The following is an 18,679-nucleotide window of genomic DNA, read 5'->3' as shown; positions in this document are numbered from 1 at the left end:
ACATCCCTGCATCCCCTTTTTAGGGAGGAAATACGCATGGCTTTCCCCATTTAAACAAATTTTTCCTTGACATCGTTGTATCTATTTCGACATAATGCATTGCAAATATGAACGTAAAATTTAAGATATGGTTTGAAAAAAATGGCGGCGTGGCCTTTGCTGAGGGGCGCAGGATGTTGCTGGAAGCTGTAGACCGTCTGGGTTCTTTGAATGCTGCGGCAAAGGAACTGGGCATGTCGTATCGGGCTGCCTGGGGAAAGATCAAGGCAACAGAAAAGGCACTTGGGATAAAATTACTGGAGGTTACTACCGGGGGGAAGGGTGGAGGGGGGGCAACCCTGACACCGGATGCAAAGGTACTGCTCCTGAAATACCAAAAGTTCACAGATCGGATGACCTCATTGATGGAAAAGGAATTCAAACATATGTTTGGAAGCAAGAAATCCTCATAAAACTTGCCGTTTTTCGTGTCTGTATTTTATTGTAAAATTCGTATCAATTCATCCACCTCCCCCTTTTACCCCCTCACGGAGGGGACAGACGGAGGAAACGTTTTTCCCCACCGCTGGAAAGAGGGGATGAACTGATATTGAAATTCTCTGGTAGTGGTGGATGGCGAATAGACTTTGCGGAACAATTGTCAGCATAACACAAGGACAGATCCATGCCCATGTGCAAATCTTATGGAAGGACATACCTCTGAGCGTCATCATCACAAGGGCATCATGTGAAGATATGCATCTATCGGTGGGTGATGCTATATCTGTGCTCATCAAGGGTACGGATATCATGCTTGCAAAATCCTTTTCGGGGATGCTGAGTGCAAGGAATAGGACTAAAGGGGTTGTCAGGGAGATCGTTCAGGGGGACGTATTGTCAAAGATTTATCTGGAATCTCAGGGTGATATGCTCCATGCCATCATTACCAATACCTCTCTTAAAGAAATGAACCTTCAGGAAGGAAATGAAGTAACGGCCATTGTAAAATCAACGGAATTGATATTATCAAAGGAAATTTAGCATGAAGAGATTAAAAGGAGGTGTACAGTCGGGAATACGTTGTTTTCGGGTATATTATTTGAAATACCTTATAGGGCTGGCTACGGTAGAATCTGATGCCCATTTTTATATATGCGTTATGTCACAAATGATATAACAATAACGAAAAGGAGGATACATGCGAAATAGATGGTTTCAATATGGTTTATCGCTGGCTATGGTATTTTGTGCTCTATGTTCTGCTGGCAAAGCACAGAATGCAATTGCCCAGGATGTTGTTCAGAGCAAGGAAGTGTTTGAAGGTGGAATAGATGACCTGAAAAGACAATTACAACAGATGGAAGAGGCATTTTTCGTTCAGCAGAAAATGATGAAACAGATGGAGGCATTGGCATTAAGCCAGCAAGAGCAAATAAAAGAATTGAAAAACCGTCTCGAGGCTATAAGTGAAAAACCTGTAGCAGCTACAAAAGAAGAGATCAAAGAAGAGGTAAAGCAGGAAATGAAACAAGAGGTACAACAAGAAGTGGAAAACTACCTTGCATCAGACGAGGCGCGGGAAAAACTGGGATTAGGTTTACCTGGCAAAAATGAACCTGTTAACGGCTACTATCTGCCCGACAAGGAAAAGGCCTCCATAGGTTTTCAAACACAAGATGGAAAATATTCCCTAAATGTGGGTTTCAGATTCCAGACACGCTTTACCTACAAGGACAAGGATGAGGATTTTGACGAAGCTGATATAACCGATATCGATGTGCGCAGGGCGAGGCTTTGCTTTGGCGGCAATATCTATAGCAAGGATCTGTATTATAACGTGGAACTTGACGCAGACAGCTTTGAGGCAAATCTGAGGGATTATTATATCTGGTGGACGCCAGCGGCAGCCGAGGAAGCGTTCAGTGTAAAGACCGGATATTTTAAGGTTCCGGCTAACCGTCAATGGAATTCATCAGGTTTTAAGCTCCTGCTTCAGGACAGATCCATTGCCAGCGATGCATTTAAACAGGACCGCGATTACGGCCTGGACATCTTTGGACGACCATTTAATGCCCATACGGAATACCACGCAGCCGTTTTCCGCGGCGCCGGTCAAAATCCCTCAAAGGCGTTTGGTAGGGATGAAAACGTCGACAACGAACTCATGTATGTGCTTACTGCACGGTATTATCCCTTTGGATGGTATAATTCTTACAACTTAGCAACGGGCTGGGATGAAACTGACCTGAAATACGAAGAAAATTTAAAGGCCGTCATTGGCGCATCATTCGTTTATAATGCAAAGGAGAGGGATAAAAAGCTGGAAGACACCGATTCTGCAATCGGCAATGTTGACCTGGGTGTGAGATACAGGGGATTTACCTGGGATAGTGAATATTATATACGGGAGAATGACCCGGAAGGTGACGGCGATTCAATAACTTCTGACGGTTTCTATACCCAGGCAGGGTATTTTGTGCTGCCCAAAAAACTGGAAGTTGCTGCCCGTTACTCCATGCTTGATCCTAATGAGGATGTACGGGATGATGTTCAGACGGAGTATACGGTTGGCATCAATTATTACATGCGCGGACATCGCCAACAGGTACAGGCTGACGTAGGACACTTCGTAACAGAGACCGCAGTAGAAGATAAAGACGAAAACAGATTCAGATTACAATATCAAATGATCTTTTAAAGGAGGACATAATGCGTTTGGAAATACCGAAAAGACGGGTTGCGGGTTTTCTATCGATAGCATGTGCAACCTGGTTACTATTTTTATTCATAGCTTTTCACAATACCGTCCGCGCAGATGAAAAAATCCTTATTGCAGCCGCATCTGATTTAAAGTTTGCCATGGATGATATTTGTCATATCTTTGAGCAGGCAAATCCTGACATTCACGTTGATGTATCGTATGGCTCCTCTGGTAATTTTTATGCACAGATTAAACAGGGTGCCCCTTTTGACCTATTCTTCTCTGCGGATGCTACCTATCCAACTCGTCTTGAAGAAGAAGGGCTCGCCGTAAAAGGCCAGCGATACCTTTATGCTATCGGGAAGATTGTGCTCTGGATTCCTAAAAGGCCTGCCTTAAATCCCCAAAAAGGGCTCAATATCGTTTTGAAGCCTGAAGTAAAAAAACTGACCATTGCAAACCCAAAGCACGCACCGTATGGTCGCGCAGCCAAGGAGGCGCTTCGATATTATCAATTATGGGATATGGTTCAGAACAAACTGGTCTTTGGCGAAAACATTTCACAAACGGCACAGTTTGTTCAAACGGGAGCGGCTGATGCGGGGATTATTGCCCTGTCTCTGGCAATTTCACCCAAGATGGTGAATGACGGAAATTATTGGATCATTCCCGATGAATCATATAATAAGCTGGAACAGGTTTGTACAGTATTGCAAAGGGGTAAAGATAAATCAGACATAAAGACTTTTTTGAAGTTTGTGCAAGGAAAAAAGGGAAGAAAAATACTTTCAGAGTATGGTTTTGTACTCCCAAAATAGAGTAACAATATTTCAAGGTAAAATATTGTTAACTTGCTTATAAATGGGGAACGGTTTCCCCTGAGGACCCAGATATCCTGATTTTATCATAGAGATTGGTGATCTGGAACCGTCTCTGGAGGAAAGGAGAAAGGCATGAAGATCAGTGCTCGTAATATTTTGAAAGGTAAAGTCAAAGAGGTGAAGCATGGCATGGTGGACACGGAAGTGGATATAGAATTGCCGGGCGGGGCTGAAATTATATCGGTAATTACCAAACACTCGGCAGAAACACTGAAACTGGCAAAAGGCAAGGAGGTTTACGCCGTTATCAAAGCTTCCAACGTGATGATCATGGTAGACTAACCAGAAGAAAACAAGAGGTCGTACCAATTAGAGAGAAATCATACACGTTAAATTATGTTAACTCCTTGCATACTAGTCGTTATTATGTAAAATACCCGTATGTACAGACGTAAATAGGCTAAATACTTTTAAACTACAGGACTATCTTTCCATGGATTTTGCGGCACCTTTTCTCTTAACCTTAAAGCTTTCTACCATTACAACACTCTTATTATTTATCTTGGGCATCCCTTTCGCCAACTGGCTTGCTTTTTCAAGGTTTCGCGGGAAGTTCTTCGTTGAGTCTGTGGTAGCCTTGCCCCTTGTTCTTCCACCGACCGTTTTGGGCTTTTACCTCCTCATGGCCATTGGGGGAAACAGTTTTGTTGGGCGTTGGTACGAGGGTATTTTTAACAAGACACTGGCCTTCTCCTTTCAAGGACTTGTTGTGGGTTCATTCATCTATAACCTGCCCTTTGCTATACGACCCTTTCAGTCTGCTTTTACGGGGGTAGATAAAAGATTGCTCGAGGCATCATGGAGCCTTGGCAGGTCTAAATTATATACCTTCCTTTTCGTTATTTTTCCACTCTCTCGGCAAGGCATTATAACGGGCTGCATACTCTCCTTTGCGCACTGCGTGGGTGAATTTGGAGTTGTCCTGATGATTGGCGGAAATATTCCAGGAATCACAAAGGTTGCCTCAGTAGCTATCTATGACGAGGTGCAGGCGTTGAATTACGGAACTGCGAATATTTATGCGGCCATTTTACTGGCATTTTCATTTGTCGTACTCACGGTAGTTTATTTTATAAATAGGCGTTTTTTTATGCGCATGTTCTAATGGGAATGTGGGGGTCTTTTGTCTTGATAAAGGTCTGTATTAAAAAAACATGGAGAGAATTCGGACTGAATGTAAATATTGAGATTCCTCATGAAAAAGTAACAGCCTTATTTGGTCCTTCAGGGGCGGGAAAGTCGAGTATATTGCGCCTGATTTCCGGTTTGGAAAGGGCTGACGGAGGGATGATCCATAAGGGAGAAGAAGTGTGGTATGATGAGTCAAAAGCGATTGATATCCTCCCTCAGCAACGTTCCGTGGGATTTGTATTCCAGGACTTTGCCTTATTTCCCCATTTAACGGTGGAAAGAAACGTAGCGTATGGGATAAAAGAAAAAGAGAGATTGAAAGAGGCAAAAGACCTTTTATCCCTGGTAGGGTTATCCGGCTACGAACGTCACTATCCCGCTCAATTATCCGGGGGGCAAAAGCAAAGGGTTGCCCTGATCCGTGCCCTGGCCAGGAAACCAGATATCTTGCTCCTGGATGAACCGCTTTCAGCGCTGGATTGGGAAACACGCAGGCAATTACAGGAGGATTTAAAACGGATCCTAAAACAGCTTCGCATAACCACGCTCTATGTAACCCATGATGTGACGGAGGTGTACAAACTGGCTGATTATGTGATCGTGCTGGAGTCCGGCAAGGTAGTGAAGCGGGGGACACCGGAAGAGATATTTATGGGAAAGAGACTAAGCACGCGTATTCAGATCGTAGGAAAGGTGGTGGATCTAGAATCCGACTCCATTATGGCCGCCGTTACCGTTATGCATGAGGGCCAGTATTTTAAGACTCTTATTGATACGGAAGAAATACACCGGCTGAACTTAACGGTCGGAGATGATGTGGTAATCGGCGCCAAGTCTTCCGACGTGATCTTATTTAAGGTCTTTACGAAATCTTAACACAATCTTAACAATTTCTTAATAATTATACGGTATAAGATTTTATTTTTGTGAAATTTTTCTTTGTAGTTTATCTTTTGGTGGCATAATAAATCGACAAATGCCTGATTTAAATCCGAGGGTCTTTTCTCATGGAAGTTGAACACAGCATAAAAGGACAACAAAAGGCAAAGGTAAAGCTTGAGGAACTTACCTTTTCTTATGGGGATCGCAAAGTCATAAACGATGTTTCAATGGATTTTTTTGAATGCAATGTTACGGCAATCATAGGACCTTCCGGTTGCGGGAAATCGACCCTGATCAAGTCGATCAATCGTATCTCCGAAATCACCAATGAAGTACAGGTGAAGGGAAAGGTATTGCTGGATAACAAAAATGTATATGACCGCGATATCGACCTGGTCGACCTCAGACGGCGCGTTGGCATGGTATTCCAAAGACCGAATCCATTTCCCAAAACCATTTACGATAATGTGGCCTTTGGACCCCGACTATCCGGAATTAAAGACAGGAAACGATTAGATGAAATTATGGAGGATAGTTTGACCAAATCCGCCCTATGGAATGAAGTTAAGGATCGGCTGGACCAGAGCGCAATGGGACTTTCCGGCGGACAGCAGCAACGGCTTTGCATTGCACGGGCGCTGGCAGTTGACCCTGAAGTCCTGTTAATGGATGAGCCGTGTTCCGCACTGGATCCCACGGCAACAGCCAGAATAGAAGAACTCATTGAAGATTTAAAAAAATACTATACAATCGTGATTGTCACCCATAATATGCAACAGGCGGCGCGTATTTCTGATTATACGGGATTTTTATTGCATGGGCAGTTAATAGAGTATAATATAACCACAGAGATCTTTACAAATCCTGAAAAACAGGTTACAGAAGAATATATTACGGGGAGATTTGGGTAATAACCTAGTGCCACCTAGCTGCAACCAAATAGACCACCCCTCTTTCCCCTTCGCAAGGAGGGGATATGGGGAGGCAAAAAACTTGTTTAAAAAATATTTTTATGGTGTGATACTACATGGAAAGGCATTTTGATCAACAATTAGGAGCGCTCCGAAAGAATCTTATCCAGATGGCTTCTATGGTAGAGACCGCCATCGCCAATGCGGTAAAATCCCTTATCGAGAGGAACAGCGAGCTGGCCCGGCTTGTTGTGAAAAGTGATGAACAGGTAGATTCCTTAGAATTGGAGATTGATAAACAATGTGTGGATTTATTGGCATTACGACAGCCCATGGCTATTGACCTCCGGTTTATCACATCGGCAATCAAAATTACCAACAACCTCGAACGCATGGGTGACCTTGCCGTGAACATTGCAGAACGAGTAATCCCGCTCAACCAGGAACCACAACTAAAACCACTCATCGATATCCCAAGGATGGCGGCAATTACTCAAACCATGGTAAAAGACAGCATTGATGCATTTGTAAACAAGGATACTGCACTAGCCCGTTCGGTATACGAACGGGATTCCACGGTTGATTCCCTGAATGACCAGATATTCAGGGAACTGTTGACCTATATGATGCAAGACCCGGCAAATATAACACGCGCCGTTCACCTGCTTCTCATTTCCCGCCATCTGGAAAGAATTGCCGACCACTCCACCAACATTGCCGAAGAAGTTGTCTACATTGTCAAAGCTAAGGTCGTCAAACACCGTAGTTATAGTCTCGAAGAACCTTAGTTTCTTAAGAAAATTTAAAACCTTCTTCCGTGGCAATACAAAATCCCAAAGTCCCCTATATCCTCCTGGTACTTATACCCGTATGTGTTTTTCTAAATTCACTCCATAGTGGGTTTGTTTACGACGACATCGGTGTGATCGAAGATAATTATTTTATACGATCACTCCATAATACTCCCAAAATTTTCAGCAGAGATTATTTTCACCTTTCCAATGAATTAAGCTATCGCCCTGTTGTTACCCTCAGCTATTTTCTTGATTACGCAGTCTGGGGCATCAAACCCTTCGGATATCATCTGACCAATGTCATTCTCCATGCAATAACTGGCGTCATCCTGTACTCTCTCTTACTATGGCTTATAAGAATACGCTCCGTTGCATTGCTCTCGTCCGTTCTCTTTTCAATCCACCCCTGCGTGACGGAGGCCGTAAATGCCATTAGCTACCGGGAAGATATCTTCGTTGCCCTGTTTTCTCTGTTGTCGTGCCTTTGTCTGATGAAATCCGGACGGAGATATCTTATTGCATACCCGGCCACACCGCCTCTCCCGCTTTCTCAGCAAGGAAAAAGAGGGACAAGCAACAGACAACCACACCGCCTTGCATCTCAGTGGCACAGGAGGATTTATTATGTGCTGGCTCTCACAACCTACCTGATAGGACTGTTTTCCAAAGAGACGGCTATCGTTACGCCGTTATTTATCCTCTTCTTCTGGTTTTTCTGTAAACGGAAAAACCCAGTTTTCACTCCCTCAATTGGGGAGGGAATAGTAAATCCGGTTTCTCTCGTAAAACCAAACAACGATAAGGCCATTAGACCTACAAAATCAAGTCAGATTAAAGATTTTTTAACCTATTATTCTGGATACATCCTGGTAAGTCTTTTTTATGTATTGATTCGCTTTGTCATCTTAAAAAACCCGTTAGAAATATCCCCTGGTTATGTAAAGGGAAGCATTGCGATAAATTTTATGACGATGACCAAGATACTGGCTGCCTATGTAAAGCTTATGTTCTTCCCGTTCCGTCTGAGCGCTGATTATACGATTTCCCCGGTCTTATCCGTCTTCAATTTCTCCTTCATTACCAGTGTTTTTCTCCTTGTTGCCGTGGGTATCATTATTTTCAAAACCGTAAAGGGTATATATGGCCTGTTTATGCTTTGTTTCTTTGTTGCGTTACTGCCCGTTTTAAATATTATCCCCATTGGTCATATCATGGCAGAACGGTATCTTTATTTTCCGGTTGCTGGATTTTGTGTTGTCATGAGTGGACTTTTGTTAGGCAAGCTAACAACCAAATTATCTGGCAATCACCCTCAATCCCCCTATAAACTGGGGAAACTAAGGGATGTTTTTGAAGAAAAGTCAAAAAAATTTGTTGTAAAAAAGAGGTTTCTCCAGGGCAAAACTGCATTGAACAAATTCTTCACTCTGCTTTTTCTATCACTCGTATGCATTTTTTTTACAACAAAAACCATCTTGAGAAATAAAGTCTGGCAGAACGAGTATACCTTTTGGACAGCTATTCTGAGAAAACAGCCCCAAAATTATGATGCGCATAATAACCTGGGAAATTATTTTTACAAGCAAGGAAAATTGGATAGGGCCATTAGCGAACTAGAAGAAGCCGTTCGTTTAAAAAAGAATTATCCCGAAGGGCATAATAGCCTGGGAACGATGTACATAGACAAGGAACTCATCGACAAGGCAATTGCCGAGTATGTTGAGGCAATAAAATATAAACCTGTATTTCCCCAGGCTTACTATAATCTCGGAAATGCCTGTATTAAAAAAGGCTTGCTGGATAACGGCATCACGTATTTTCAGAAAGCGGTCAGTATGGGCATGCATAATCCCCAGGTCTTTAACAACCTCGGCAGTGCGTATATTAAAAAAGGCATGTTAGACGAAGCCATAGCTCAGTATAAAAAGGCATTGGCAGTCTATAATAATTATGCAGAAGTACACAGCAATCTGGGATATGTGTATACCGAAAAAGGCGATTTAGACAAGGCTATATCTGAACTCGAAGCGGCCCTGGAATTGCACCCCAATCATGCCAATGCCCACAACAACCTTGGGGCAGTCTATTGCCAAAAGGGATTATTCGATAAAGCGCAGCAGGAGTTTCTGATGGCCATAAAGTATGATCCGAAAAACGCCAGCGCTCACAAGAATATCGGCGTGGTCTACTTTACAAAAGGGGATAAGCAAAAAGCCAGAGAACACTTCCTCCAAATGCTGCAATACGACCCGAATTATATAAAGGACTCGAATATATTTCCGCTAATTTCAGAACTTGACTTGATAAAGAAATAACCGTTTCTCCCTTTTATCTTTGCTATAGTGAACATTAAATTAGGTCTTCGGCTACTTATAAATACAAATTTTCCCGACTGGAGTCCACCCCCTTCGCCCCCGCCAGCGGGGAACAGTTGTTTGTCCCCCTCAGTGAGGGGATTAAGGAGGAGGAAATTTTTATTTGAAATTCCTAAATCTTTTGCACGCGATTCACAACTGGCTCTCACCTGCAACGTAAGACCATTGACCCAATCGGAAAAATCCTTCAGCAAAATTTAAGAAAAAAACAGTCATATATCCGCTTGTCGCCGCGTTGAGGTATTTGATTTTTTTTCGATTTTTCGTGTACGATCGGTGATGTCTGTAGATATGCCACATACCCCATAAAGACCTTCAACGGAGTCGTACAGGGGAAATTTTAAGGAAATATAGGTGTGCATTCCATCGTCGTGGGGGGCAATCTCTTCAATCACCAAGGAATTTTTCGTTTCGAGTACCTTGAAGTCATTCATTCGAAAGGCATCCGCAAACGCCTTTGGGAAAATATCATAGTCGGTTTTACCGATAACCTGATCCTTCGTTACATGGAAGAGTCTTTCGTATTGATGATTTATCAGCAGGTAGCGGCCATCAGTATCTTTGAGATAGACGACAGCCGGGGTGTTGTCCAGAATTGTCTGTGCCTGTTCTTTGCTCTTCCGCAGCGCCGCCTCAGCCCGTTTGTGCTCTTTAATTTCCAGAGAAAGTTTATCCGCCATAGCGTTAAAACCATTCATCAGGGCGCCAATCTCATCCTCGCGGGTCACCTTTACTCTATAGTCGAGGTCTCCCCCCGCAAGTTTCGCCGCAGCATCTGTTATGTCTTTGATAGTCGTTGACATTGAAACGGCAAAGATGATTCCCATGGAGGTAACTGCAACAACGCCAACTATGCCAAAAATCAATACTACAATGCTCAACGTCTTTAACGGCTTAAACGCCTCCTTCTTGTCTATCTCTGACAAAAGTATCCAGCCATATTCAGGTATATTCAACGCGGCGCCAACAACAGGCACGCCTCGGTAGTCCGGATAAATACCAACGATTTCCTTATTATCCTCGATGACCTTGCGAACCGGCTCCGTATCCACTAGCTGTTTGAGAGATGCGCCGTTTATAAACCTTGACTCAGTGACCATTATCTTATCTCTGTTCACGAGATATACCTCGCCGGTCTCTCCCATTCCGACACGACTGGTTGTAATTTCATTCAGAAATGGAAGGCTATGGGCATTGATAATAATCCCCGGGGGATTGACATCCTGCCCGGAGATAATTGGCGCAGAGCTTAAGATACAGGTTGTGCCAAAGTAAGGGAAGTAGCGTGGTGTAATATAAGCCTTACCATGCCCCGCACTTATCCCTTGCACAAACACATCCTGGTCCGAAATATCGTTGCCAATCAACTTCTCATTGGTAGACGAGACAACCTTGCCGTGCCTGTCTGCAATGGCTATTGCTATAAGATAACTGTCCAGCGGCAGCTTTTTCTTTAATAAGTATTTATTCAAGCCAATTACTGCGTCCTGTTTAACCACATTGCCACGAATAACCCTTTCAAGCCTATCCCTGATAAACCCATCGGAACTGAAATCTATGGTTCGTACTTTTCTTGTTTCCATAGACGACCGGACGTGAAGCCTCTTTGACTCTGCAACTGCCTTCAACTGCTCAAGAATCTGATACTTTAGGGCGCCCCTGGCATGAAAGTAGCAGATTGTTGTGATTACAGCAATAGGTATGAGTGAGATACAGAGCGTTAATGTGAGTAATTTTCTCTTAAGCGAGGGAAACAGGCTCATCTTGCAGCACTCCTTGAGATTGTGTACACGTATGACATTTCATGGCAAAGAGGTTCGCAAAATTGTTTTTTGATATGACAACTATCACATCCTTCGGTTTTATTTTAAATGCATGTCTTTAAGATACCAAAGGGCAAATGATATGCCCTTTATTGTACAACACAAGGACGTGTTTATCAAATTCAGCTTTCAGATTTAACAGATACCGGAAATTATCAGAAACAGGGGAAATTTAACGTATTGTTATTTTGTAAAAACTTTTTGTAGTTGGCCGAACAACCCCTTTTGGTTACAGGCATGTTACAAGCAATAATGTGTCATGACACATATGTGTGACGGCACACTTCTGTAGCATGTCACACTTTTTGCACTTTCATTTGAACAAATGCATTGTTGCTTATATCCTCTTTATTTGTCCAGAAGCGCTTAAAATTCAAATACTTATGGACATTTCCTTAAATTTCTTCCCCTGTCTGCATGCGGCATTTGTATTGCGAACCAATTACATTGTTTTCCAACTCAATACGTTTGCACAATACAGGCAAAACCCTGAGTAAGCAAGGGCGCAAAGTAAAAGATCTTTTTATTTTACTTCATTGGGTAATATGCGCGAGAGGTTCATGTCTTAGAGAAAAGCGCTACCCCAACGTAAAAAACCGGGCAAAAAATTTCTCTTGACAAAGTCCCTTATATACTTTAGAAACAACACGAAAAAATTGTTTAACGTAAGCATGGACAAATTCCGTTTGCCCACGCTACCCTAAAAACCGCATAAATAGAATGAAATTTCCTAACAATACCGCTAGGTTTATGATAGGTAGTAGCGTTTAACACATTACGATTCAAGCCAACGAGGCATCTTTTATGGCCAAAAGGATAATACGTGGCAAGTTCTTATTTCCAGTCTTCCTGTCCTTAAGCATTTTATTCATAGATATCGCTTTTCATTCATCCGAAATTCATGCTGAGGATACAGAAACAACCCCGCCCATAGCAACCACATTCCGCAGCAAAGAAAAGCATACACGCGACATGAAAGTTGCATTGGAAGAAGAAATCTCAACAGAGGCTATCTGGTTTGGGTTTGATGAAGAAGTAGCCATTGCTACAAGGCATGAAACTCCCGTTGGCAAGGCGCCGAGCATTGTTACGGTGATCACGGCGGAAGAGATTAAGAATTTGGGGTACCGTACCTTCGTTGAACTCCTGAGGGTCGCACCAGGATTTGAAATCCTGAAGAGTGGCGATTTCGGGGGCGTATTTCCCACCGTACGTGGCCTTACAGGTTCAGAGCATGTAAGGATAATGATCAATGGTCATTTTGTGAATAGCCCTTTTGGCGGTGCAGCTTTTATTCTCTTTGATGATTTTCCCGTGGAAAATATAAAAAAGATAGAAATCATCAGGGGACCAGGTTCTGCCGTATACGGTGAAAATGCGTTTTCGGCAACTATCAATATCATTACGAAAGATGCAAAGGACGTTGACGGCGTAAGGGTGAGCAGTGGTTACGGGAGTTTTGATACCTATGAAGAAAACATCGTCTTTGGCAGGACGTACGGGAAGGTCAACATCTCTGGAATGGCCCACTACAGGCAGACCACCGGCTTTGATGGTATTGTAGAAGAAGACTCCCTTTCTCCCGCCCCTTTTTCACAGGCACCGGGAAAGATACAAGACGGAAGACAGGAATATGACCTGAACCTTCGGGTAACTTACAAAGATATCTACGTTGAGGGGTTGTACATTAACAAAAACCAGGGCCCTTTTATTGGTCCTCAATTCGCATTAAATGACGAAACTGATTTGGAAAGTAACTATGTCTTTGTCGAAACCGGGTATAAAAAAACTTTTCATGAAAAATTTACTCTCAAGCCAAGGGTCTATTACGATCAATTCGACAATAATTATTACGTTGAATCATTGCCAGAGGGAGCAACGGTACCTTTGGGGGACGTAAACGGAGACGGCATACCTGATTTTGTAACGTATCCTGACGGACTTATTGGTAACGGCATAGCGACTCAAAAGATAGTCGGTACAGAAATTCCCTTTGATTATGAACTGTTTGATGGAAATGTGCTTACATGGGGTTTCGAATATCGCTTAATAAATCAAACCAATGTCCATTTTTCAAGTAACTTTGATACAGTAACGCTGGCTCCAAAAGATTTTTCAGAATCTCCCGACTTCATTAAAGAAACCACACGAAGGATATGGGCAGTTTATATGCAAGACACTTGGGACATTACTGATACTTTAAACCTGACATTAGGGGTACGACACGACCAATACAGCGATTTTGGCGGCCAGACCAGCCCACGGGCAGGCTTAGCATGGGCGTTCATGAAAGATGCGGCCCTAAAACTGCTTTACGGAGAGGCATTCCGTGCCCCCAACTTCGTTGAGCTGTTTACCGACAATAACCCTGCCATTCAGGGAAATGGGGATTTAGATCCCGAAAAAATTAAAACCTATGAGATTGGATTAAGTTACCAGTTTAACAAACATGTTACGAGCAGTATGAATTATTTCTATAATGACATTGAGGACCTTATTGTCCTCCGTGACATGGAATCAAATCAAAATATCCGACAGTATGAAAATTTTGGAAATGCACGAGTCCAAGGTATCGAGGCGGAGACCAAGGTGAATATTATCAAAGACAACTACGTCTTCATGAATTATTCTTTCCAGCATTCAGAAGACAATGACGGAAACGACCTGCCATTCGTTGCGAAACACAAAGGTAACTTCGGCGTAAATGTACACTACTGGAAATATATAAACACGAACCTGAGCACCTTCGTCAGTGGGAGGCGTTCCAGGGAAGGAGACGATCCAAGGAGCGACCTACCCGCTTATGCACTGCTCAACCTTTCTGTTATTGGAAAAGGATTCTTTAAAACTATGGAAGTACAAGGTACGGTATTTAATCTGCTCGACAAAGATTACAGTGATCCAGGCCCGATTTCCATTCCAGATGATTTCCCAAGGCCGGAAAGGACGTTTTTTGTTGGATTAAGCTACCAGTTCTAACAGAGGTCTTCAGCGATTTGTCAGGAGCGCCCCTTGCGGAAAAAAACGGTGATATTTCCCGGCGGCGGAAAGAGATAACCAGCAAGGGCATAAAATAGCAGTTGCGGCGAAGTGAACAAAAGCCCCAAACGAGGCGCCTCGAAGATGACGTCAATAAAATTGCCGGCACAACGAACATAGGCCTTAAGAAACCGGGTATTCACCATTGGATATAACGTGTCAAAATAAAAGCGATGGTAAATCTTTACGATATCCAAGCCTGCATGTACTCCAAGTTTTAATAAGGCTTCCTCCGAAAGTATATGACGGTGATAGGGTTGATGTAGTTCCATAGAAAATTTCTTTGGATTGGACAAATCAATTTTATCGGCGCTGGGGGTTCCGATTGCCAGCAACCCGCCCTGCTTTAAACAACGGACAAGTTGCTCAAAAAATTCAACCGGTTGGTTGTCATGCTCTATTACATCGTATGAGGTAACAGCATCATAAACATTGTTTACTACCTTTCTGTCAGAATACTCTTCAACATAGGAGTCATAACCAGAAGCATTGTATCCGCACTGAAGCAAAAACGAAACAAACAGACCTTGGCCACAGCCAAAATCAAGAATCGTGTGCCCTTTTTTAAATCCGTGTTTCCGTAACAACCGAAGTCGATTGCGATAAGACTTGCGGGTCGCATAATTCATGGTGTGGTTCTTTACTGGGTAGTGTTTGTAGTAATAATTGAGATCTACCGCCTCTTTGGAATGCAAGGAGCCGCAGTTCAGGCAACGCCATACAGTGAACTTTTCATGCTTAAATTCTCGCACATTGGAATAGATTTCCTTTCCTTCTAAAGCATTCTCAAATTTCCCCGGATGCGCACAAATGTTGCATACAGTACATTCGGACATACTGTTCCTGTTTAAAGAATTAATGTAGTAAGGCACATATCTTCCGGGCTTTTAGTATTTGCCTCCACAAATTGTCTTGCCCTTTCTCCCATGATTTTGATTTTTTCTCTATCCTTTATTAAAGATACCAGGGTATTTACCAATGCCGATCGGTCATTTGCCTTGACAACGTAACCTGTCTCATTATGGATCATTAATTCCTTTGGTCCGCCTTCATCAGATACAATGACAGGAAGCCCTGATGCCTGCGCCTCAAGCACAACATTGCCGAATGTATCGGTGGCACTGGGAAAAACGAAAACATCCGATGAGGCATATATTGCGGAAAGTTCCTCGCCTACAAGAAAGCCGGTAAACAAAACTGGATATCCCTCTAATTTGTTTTCAAGATTACTCCTGTAAGGTCCATCCCCCACGATAATCAGATAGCTGCGGAAACCTGCCTTTATTACATTGATAAAGGCATCGGCTAAAAGGCCAAGGTTCTTTTCCCTTGAGAGCCGCCCTACATAAAGGAATTTCACCTCTCCATCCATATTATATTTTTTCCATATACAAGAATCCCTCTTTTGAGGAGAAAAGATTTCAATATCGACCCATTTCGGCAGAGGCCTTATCTTTTCGGGGGAAAGCCCTTTTTCAATAATTTGGTCCTGTGTGCTTTTTGATGGAACCAATACCTCTTCCATCTGATTGTAAAACCAGATCATATAATTCCATGCTACTTTCTCAAGGAATACATCATTGGTTAGATTTATTACAAATTGCGGAAAATCTGTGTGATAAGTGGCACGTACCGGTATGTCCATTAGTTTTGCAATAGCAAGGGCTAAAAGGCCAAGGTTGCCAGGTGTGCTTATATGAATTGCCGTAAAATCCTCTCTCTCAATATAATCAATTACATCGAGTACCGGCGGAAAATGCAATTTTAATTCAGGATATTCAGGCAATGAAATGTCTCCTATGGATTTAAAATTCTTTATCCCGTTTTCTAATGATGTTTCTTCATTGCAGCAGGTAATAACTGTTAAGTTGATCCCTGTGGTCTTTGCAGTCTCTATCATTTTTTTTATTGCCACCGTAACGCCGTTTATTTCATTGATGGTGTCTGTAAACAGGACAATTTTCCCTCTGTGGCCATCCCCATCTGGCAACATGAAGCTTTTTCTTAATTGTTTCATCAGTCTTTTGCTCCTATGCTGATAGTAATGGGTTATATAATACGGTGAAGTAAGAAAATGGATAATGCCCAGGGTGCCCAGTGACTGAACTGTCTGGAAAATACCATTACCGAAAGACGTCTTCATAAGCTGATTCGTATAAATATAAATCATCCTGTTAGCAAGATAACTTATTATTGCAAATATACTTCTGTTTCTATCTTTGGCATTAAACCTCTCAAGAAGTTTCTGATCGTTAATCAGTCTTTTGGCTTCCCTGTCCAGTATTTCCTCAAAGGTTTTGCCATGGTAATTGTTATTAGTCTCGGGCATGTTTTTTCTGATGAAAAACTTAATTTTTTCACCCAAAGAGATTTTTTCCGGTTTTGTTTTAAAGAATCTGTTCAAAAGAAAGTTGACAAAAGGCGTTGAGCTGTTTTTGCCGGAATGTATGCGCTCTCTATAGAATCTATACCCGATTCCGTATATATTGTGGGCAAGGGTCAATGGGTCTCCATCATTCCCTTCCGCCCACGTCTTACGCTCCCTTATGGAGGATATGAAGTCTTTTGATGTCCTTCCATCCGGAGACGCAGTATATGACCTGGCAATAAAAAAACCGCTGTGATCGTCTGAGCCACCCACTATTGCCTTTTTCCATGCCGCAACTCCATAAGGAGTTATATTATGCTTGTCTGAGAGGACATCTAACTTCTCTTTGGTTAACGAAGATATTATGTCTTCTATTAATTTATTGAATCGTTCAGCCCTTATACCATTCCTTACTTCAAATACATCAAACAACAACAACATCTTCTCTATCGTTTCTATCGTAAGCCTTCCATTCAGGTCAAACAAAGGATGCGCAACGAAATGGACTACGCCGGTCTTACGAAGGTATCTCACCAACTCGTAAACATTTTTTCTTAAGCCCATTATTTCTTTAAATACATCTTCTGATATATCAAGCGCAATAACATGTATCTTACAGCCATTTTCGGGGAAATAGGTGTTGACCTCAACACTGATAAATACCCCTGGCAGGTGGGCTATCTCAAGAGCGCCGTTAATGGTATCGTGATCTGTTATGGTGACGTAATCCATCCCCACCTTTTTTGCCGTATTGTATATGAATTCAGGGGATGTATAACTTTCTGGGCAATTTAATTTCCTTATTGCCCAAAAGGATGGCTTATCGGAAAAGCTTGAGTGGACATGTAAATCAGCCCGATAAAGACTCTTCATGAGGTATTTATTACCAGAACAAAGTTAAAATATGGTGGAAAAAATTTGATTTTTTCCTGAATATGGAAAGGAATGTTCTGTTATGTTTAAATCAAGACATATCTCTTCAGCCTCAAAAGACTTATTTTTCTGTGTTTTTGCAGGCAAACACAGACTCTAAAAACAATACAAGTCTACCTTTTATCCGGTAATAAATCAATATTTATCATGTTGTTTTGATATTCTATTCGCCAGATTTTCCGCTATATCTTGCTTGGTTTCACACCTAAATTCAATTTTCTTATGTAAATTGATCAAATAAGCCCGGTGCTTCTCTCCTGCAATTTCATCCTGATTGTTGGCCACGACTAAGTCCGCACTGTTTTCTAACAGGGATGCGTACGCCCTTTCAATAAGCGCATCTTGTGATAATCCCACCTCTAATTTAAAACTGATGAAAAAGGCATGTGGCCACAAATTCCTCATCAATTTTATAATTTTGGGTGTCTTTACAAAGGTCACGACCAGTTTATCTTTATCCGAAGGTGTCTTGTCGCTACTCTGTGTTTCCGGGACATAATCAAGCACTGCCATAGCATGTATAATGGCATCGAATAAATTGCCTTTCAGTTTTTCTTGGACCGTGGTTAATAAGTCGTCTATCGTTTCAACTTCAATAAGTATCAATCTACCGGCACAACCTTTATCTAATAAAGCGACATCTGGAATACTACTGCCCATCCCATAAACAAACGTTACAGAAGCGCCACTTTTCAGCAGTTCAGTCGCAATCACAGTCCCTAACTTCCCTGTCGATTTATTACTGATGTATCGTACGGCATCTATATAACCTCTGGTTGGCCCAGAGGTTATCATAACACGCACCCCTTCCAAACTCCCCATATTTTACGACCTTTCTGAAAAGATTAAGAGTTGAGTCTAT

The 18,679-nt window shown here is 42.3% G+C and carries 15 protein-coding genes; 11 read left to right on the top strand and 4 right to left on the bottom strand.

The window, feature by feature from the left end:
• Nucleotides 1–107 precede the first annotated feature (107 nt).
• The 10 genes from BROSI_RS08005 (at nt 108) to BROSI_RS07960 (ending at nt 9,594) form a co-directional block, all read left to right on the top strand.
• A complete protein-coding gene (locus tag BROSI_RS08005) occupies nt 108–452 on the top strand; it encodes a winged helix-turn-helix domain-containing protein (protein WP_052563222.1) in 345 nt (114 codons plus the stop codon).
• A 160-nt stretch (nt 453–612) separates the two neighbouring features.
• Nucleotides 613–1,020 (top strand): TOBE domain-containing protein, encoded by a 408-nt coding sequence (locus BROSI_RS08000; RefSeq protein ID WP_052563220.1) that lies wholly within the window; start codon nt 613–615, stop codon nt 1,018–1,020.
• Nucleotides 1,021–1,177: 157 nt separating this feature from the next.
• A complete protein-coding gene (locus BROSI_RS07995; protein ID WP_052563219.1) occupies nt 1,178–2,677 on the top strand; it encodes a hypothetical protein in 1,500 nt (499 codons plus the stop codon).
• Between the two features lie 11 nt (nt 2,678–2,688).
• A complete protein-coding gene (modA, locus tag BROSI_RS07990) occupies nt 2,689–3,498 on the top strand; it encodes a molybdate ABC transporter substrate-binding protein (RefSeq protein ID WP_082059115.1) in 810 nt (269 codons plus the stop codon).
• Nucleotides 3,499–3,633: 135 nt separating this feature from the next.
• A complete protein-coding gene (locus BROSI_RS07985; RefSeq protein WP_052563217.1) occupies nt 3,634–3,843 on the top strand; it encodes a TOBE domain-containing protein in 210 nt (69 codons plus the stop codon).
• Between the two features lie 151 nt (nt 3,844–3,994).
• A complete protein-coding gene (gene modB / locus BROSI_RS07980; RefSeq protein WP_052563216.1) occupies nt 3,995–4,666 on the top strand; it encodes a molybdate ABC transporter permease subunit in 672 nt (223 codons plus the stop codon).
• Nucleotides 4,667–4,689: 23 nt separating this feature from the next.
• Nucleotides 4,690–5,568 (top strand): ATP-binding cassette domain-containing protein, encoded by an 879-nt coding sequence (locus tag BROSI_RS07975; protein ID WP_157842442.1) that lies wholly within the window; start codon nt 4,690–4,692, stop codon nt 5,566–5,568.
• 131 nt (nt 5,569–5,699) lie between these two features.
• The gene (gene pstB / locus BROSI_RS07970) at nt 5,700–6,485 is read left to right on the top strand and encodes a phosphate ABC transporter ATP-binding protein PstB (protein ID WP_052563213.1); all 786 of its coding nucleotides are present in this window, start codon (nt 5,700–5,702) and stop codon (nt 6,483–6,485) included.
• A gap of 116 nt (nt 6,486–6,601) precedes the next feature.
• On the top strand, nt 6,602–7,273 hold the full coding sequence (phoU, locus tag BROSI_RS07965) for a phosphate signaling complex protein PhoU (protein WP_052563212.1): 672 nt from the start codon (nt 6,602–6,604) through the stop codon (nt 7,271–7,273).
• Between the two features lie 29 nt (nt 7,274–7,302).
• On the top strand, nt 7,303–9,594 hold the full coding sequence (locus tag BROSI_RS07960; protein ID WP_052563210.1) for a tetratricopeptide repeat protein: 2,292 nt from the start codon (nt 7,303–7,305) through the stop codon (nt 9,592–9,594).
• A gap of 272 nt (nt 9,595–9,866) precedes the next feature.
• On the opposite strand, the gene BROSI_RS07955 is transcribed toward BROSI_RS07960, so the two are convergent.
• The gene (locus tag BROSI_RS07955) at nt 9,867–11,417 is read right to left on the bottom strand and encodes a PAS domain-containing protein (protein WP_052563209.1); all 1,551 of its coding nucleotides are present in this window, start codon (nt 11,415–11,417) and stop codon (nt 9,867–9,869) included.
• An 864-nt stretch (nt 11,418–12,281) separates the two neighbouring features.
• On the opposite strand from BROSI_RS07955, the gene BROSI_RS07950 reads away from it, so the two are divergent.
• Nucleotides 12,282–14,456, top strand: a complete 2,175-nt coding sequence (locus BROSI_RS07950) for a TonB-dependent receptor plug domain-containing protein (RefSeq protein ID WP_052563207.1) — start codon at nt 12,282–12,284, stop codon at nt 14,454–14,456.
• Nucleotides 14,457–14,476: 20 nt separating this feature from the next.
• Here BROSI_RS07950 and BROSI_RS07945 read toward each other — a convergent pair whose 3' ends face one another.
• The 3 genes from BROSI_RS07945 to BROSI_RS07935 all read right to left on the bottom strand — a co-directional run bounded on the left by BROSI_RS07945 (nt 14,477) and on the right by BROSI_RS07935 (nt 18,639).
• A complete protein-coding gene (locus BROSI_RS07945) occupies nt 14,477–15,352 on the bottom strand; it encodes a class I SAM-dependent methyltransferase (protein ID WP_052563205.1) in 876 nt (291 codons plus the stop codon).
• Between the two features lie 11 nt (nt 15,353–15,363).
• The gene (locus BROSI_RS07940; protein ID WP_082059113.1) at nt 15,364–17,757 is read right to left on the bottom strand and encodes a glycosyltransferase; all 2,394 of its coding nucleotides are present in this window, start codon (nt 17,755–17,757) and stop codon (nt 15,364–15,366) included.
• 195 nt (nt 17,758–17,952) lie between these two features.
• Entirely contained in the window at nt 17,953–18,639 is a 687-nt protein-coding gene (locus BROSI_RS07935) for a phosphopantothenoylcysteine decarboxylase domain-containing protein (protein ID WP_082059112.1), read from the bottom strand.
• Between the last annotated feature and the right edge of the window lie 40 nt (nt 18,640–18,679).

This window comes from Candidatus Brocadia sinica JPN1 (assembly GCF_000949635.1).
Lineage (GTDB): Bacteria > Planctomycetota > Brocadiia > Brocadiales > Brocadiaceae > Brocadia > Brocadia sinica.
Note: the sequence above shows the minus strand (reverse complement) of the source record. Positions and strands in the feature narration are given on the sequence as shown.

Bases quoted from the DNA above. Each gene is read 5' to 3' on its own strand.
- BROSI_RS08005 (WP_052563222.1), top strand. From the start codon at position 108: ATGAACGTAAAATTTAAGATATGGTTTGAAAAAAATGGCGGCGTGGCC.
- BROSI_RS08000 (WP_052563220.1), top strand. From the start codon at position 613: ATGGCGAATAGACTTTGCGGAACAATTGTCAGCATAACACAAGGACAG.
- BROSI_RS07995 (WP_052563219.1), top strand. From the start codon at position 1,178: ATGCGAAATAGATGGTTTCAATATGGTTTATCGCTGGCTATGGTATTT.
- modA (WP_082059115.1), top strand. From the start codon at position 2,689: ATGCGTTTGGAAATACCGAAAAGACGGGTTGCGGGTTTTCTATCGATA.
- BROSI_RS07985 (WP_052563217.1), top strand. From the start codon at position 3,634: ATGAAGATCAGTGCTCGTAATATTTTGAAAGGTAAAGTCAAAGAGGTG.
- modB (WP_052563216.1), top strand. From the start codon at position 3,995: ATGGATTTTGCGGCACCTTTTCTCTTAACCTTAAAGCTTTCTACCATT.
- pstB (WP_052563213.1), top strand. From the start codon at position 5,700: ATGGAAGTTGAACACAGCATAAAAGGACAACAAAAGGCAAAGGTAAAG.
- phoU (WP_052563212.1), top strand. From the start codon at position 6,602: ATGGAAAGGCATTTTGATCAACAATTAGGAGCGCTCCGAAAGAATCTT.
- BROSI_RS07955 (WP_052563209.1), bottom strand. From the start codon at position 11,417: ATGAGCCTGTTTCCCTCGCTTAAGAGAAAATTACTCACATTAACGCTC.
- BROSI_RS07950 (WP_052563207.1), top strand. From the start codon at position 12,282: ATGGCCAAAAGGATAATACGTGGCAAGTTCTTATTTCCAGTCTTCCTG.
- BROSI_RS07945 (WP_052563205.1), bottom strand. From the start codon at position 15,352: ATGTCCGAATGTACTGTATGCAACATTTGTGCGCATCCGGGGAAATTT.
- BROSI_RS07940 (WP_082059113.1), bottom strand. From the start codon at position 17,757: ATGAAGAGTCTTTATCGGGCTGATTTACATGTCCACTCAAGCTTTTCC.
- BROSI_RS07935 (WP_082059112.1), bottom strand. From the start codon at position 18,639: ATGGGGAGTTTGGAAGGGGTGCGTGTTATGATAACCTCTGGGCCAACC.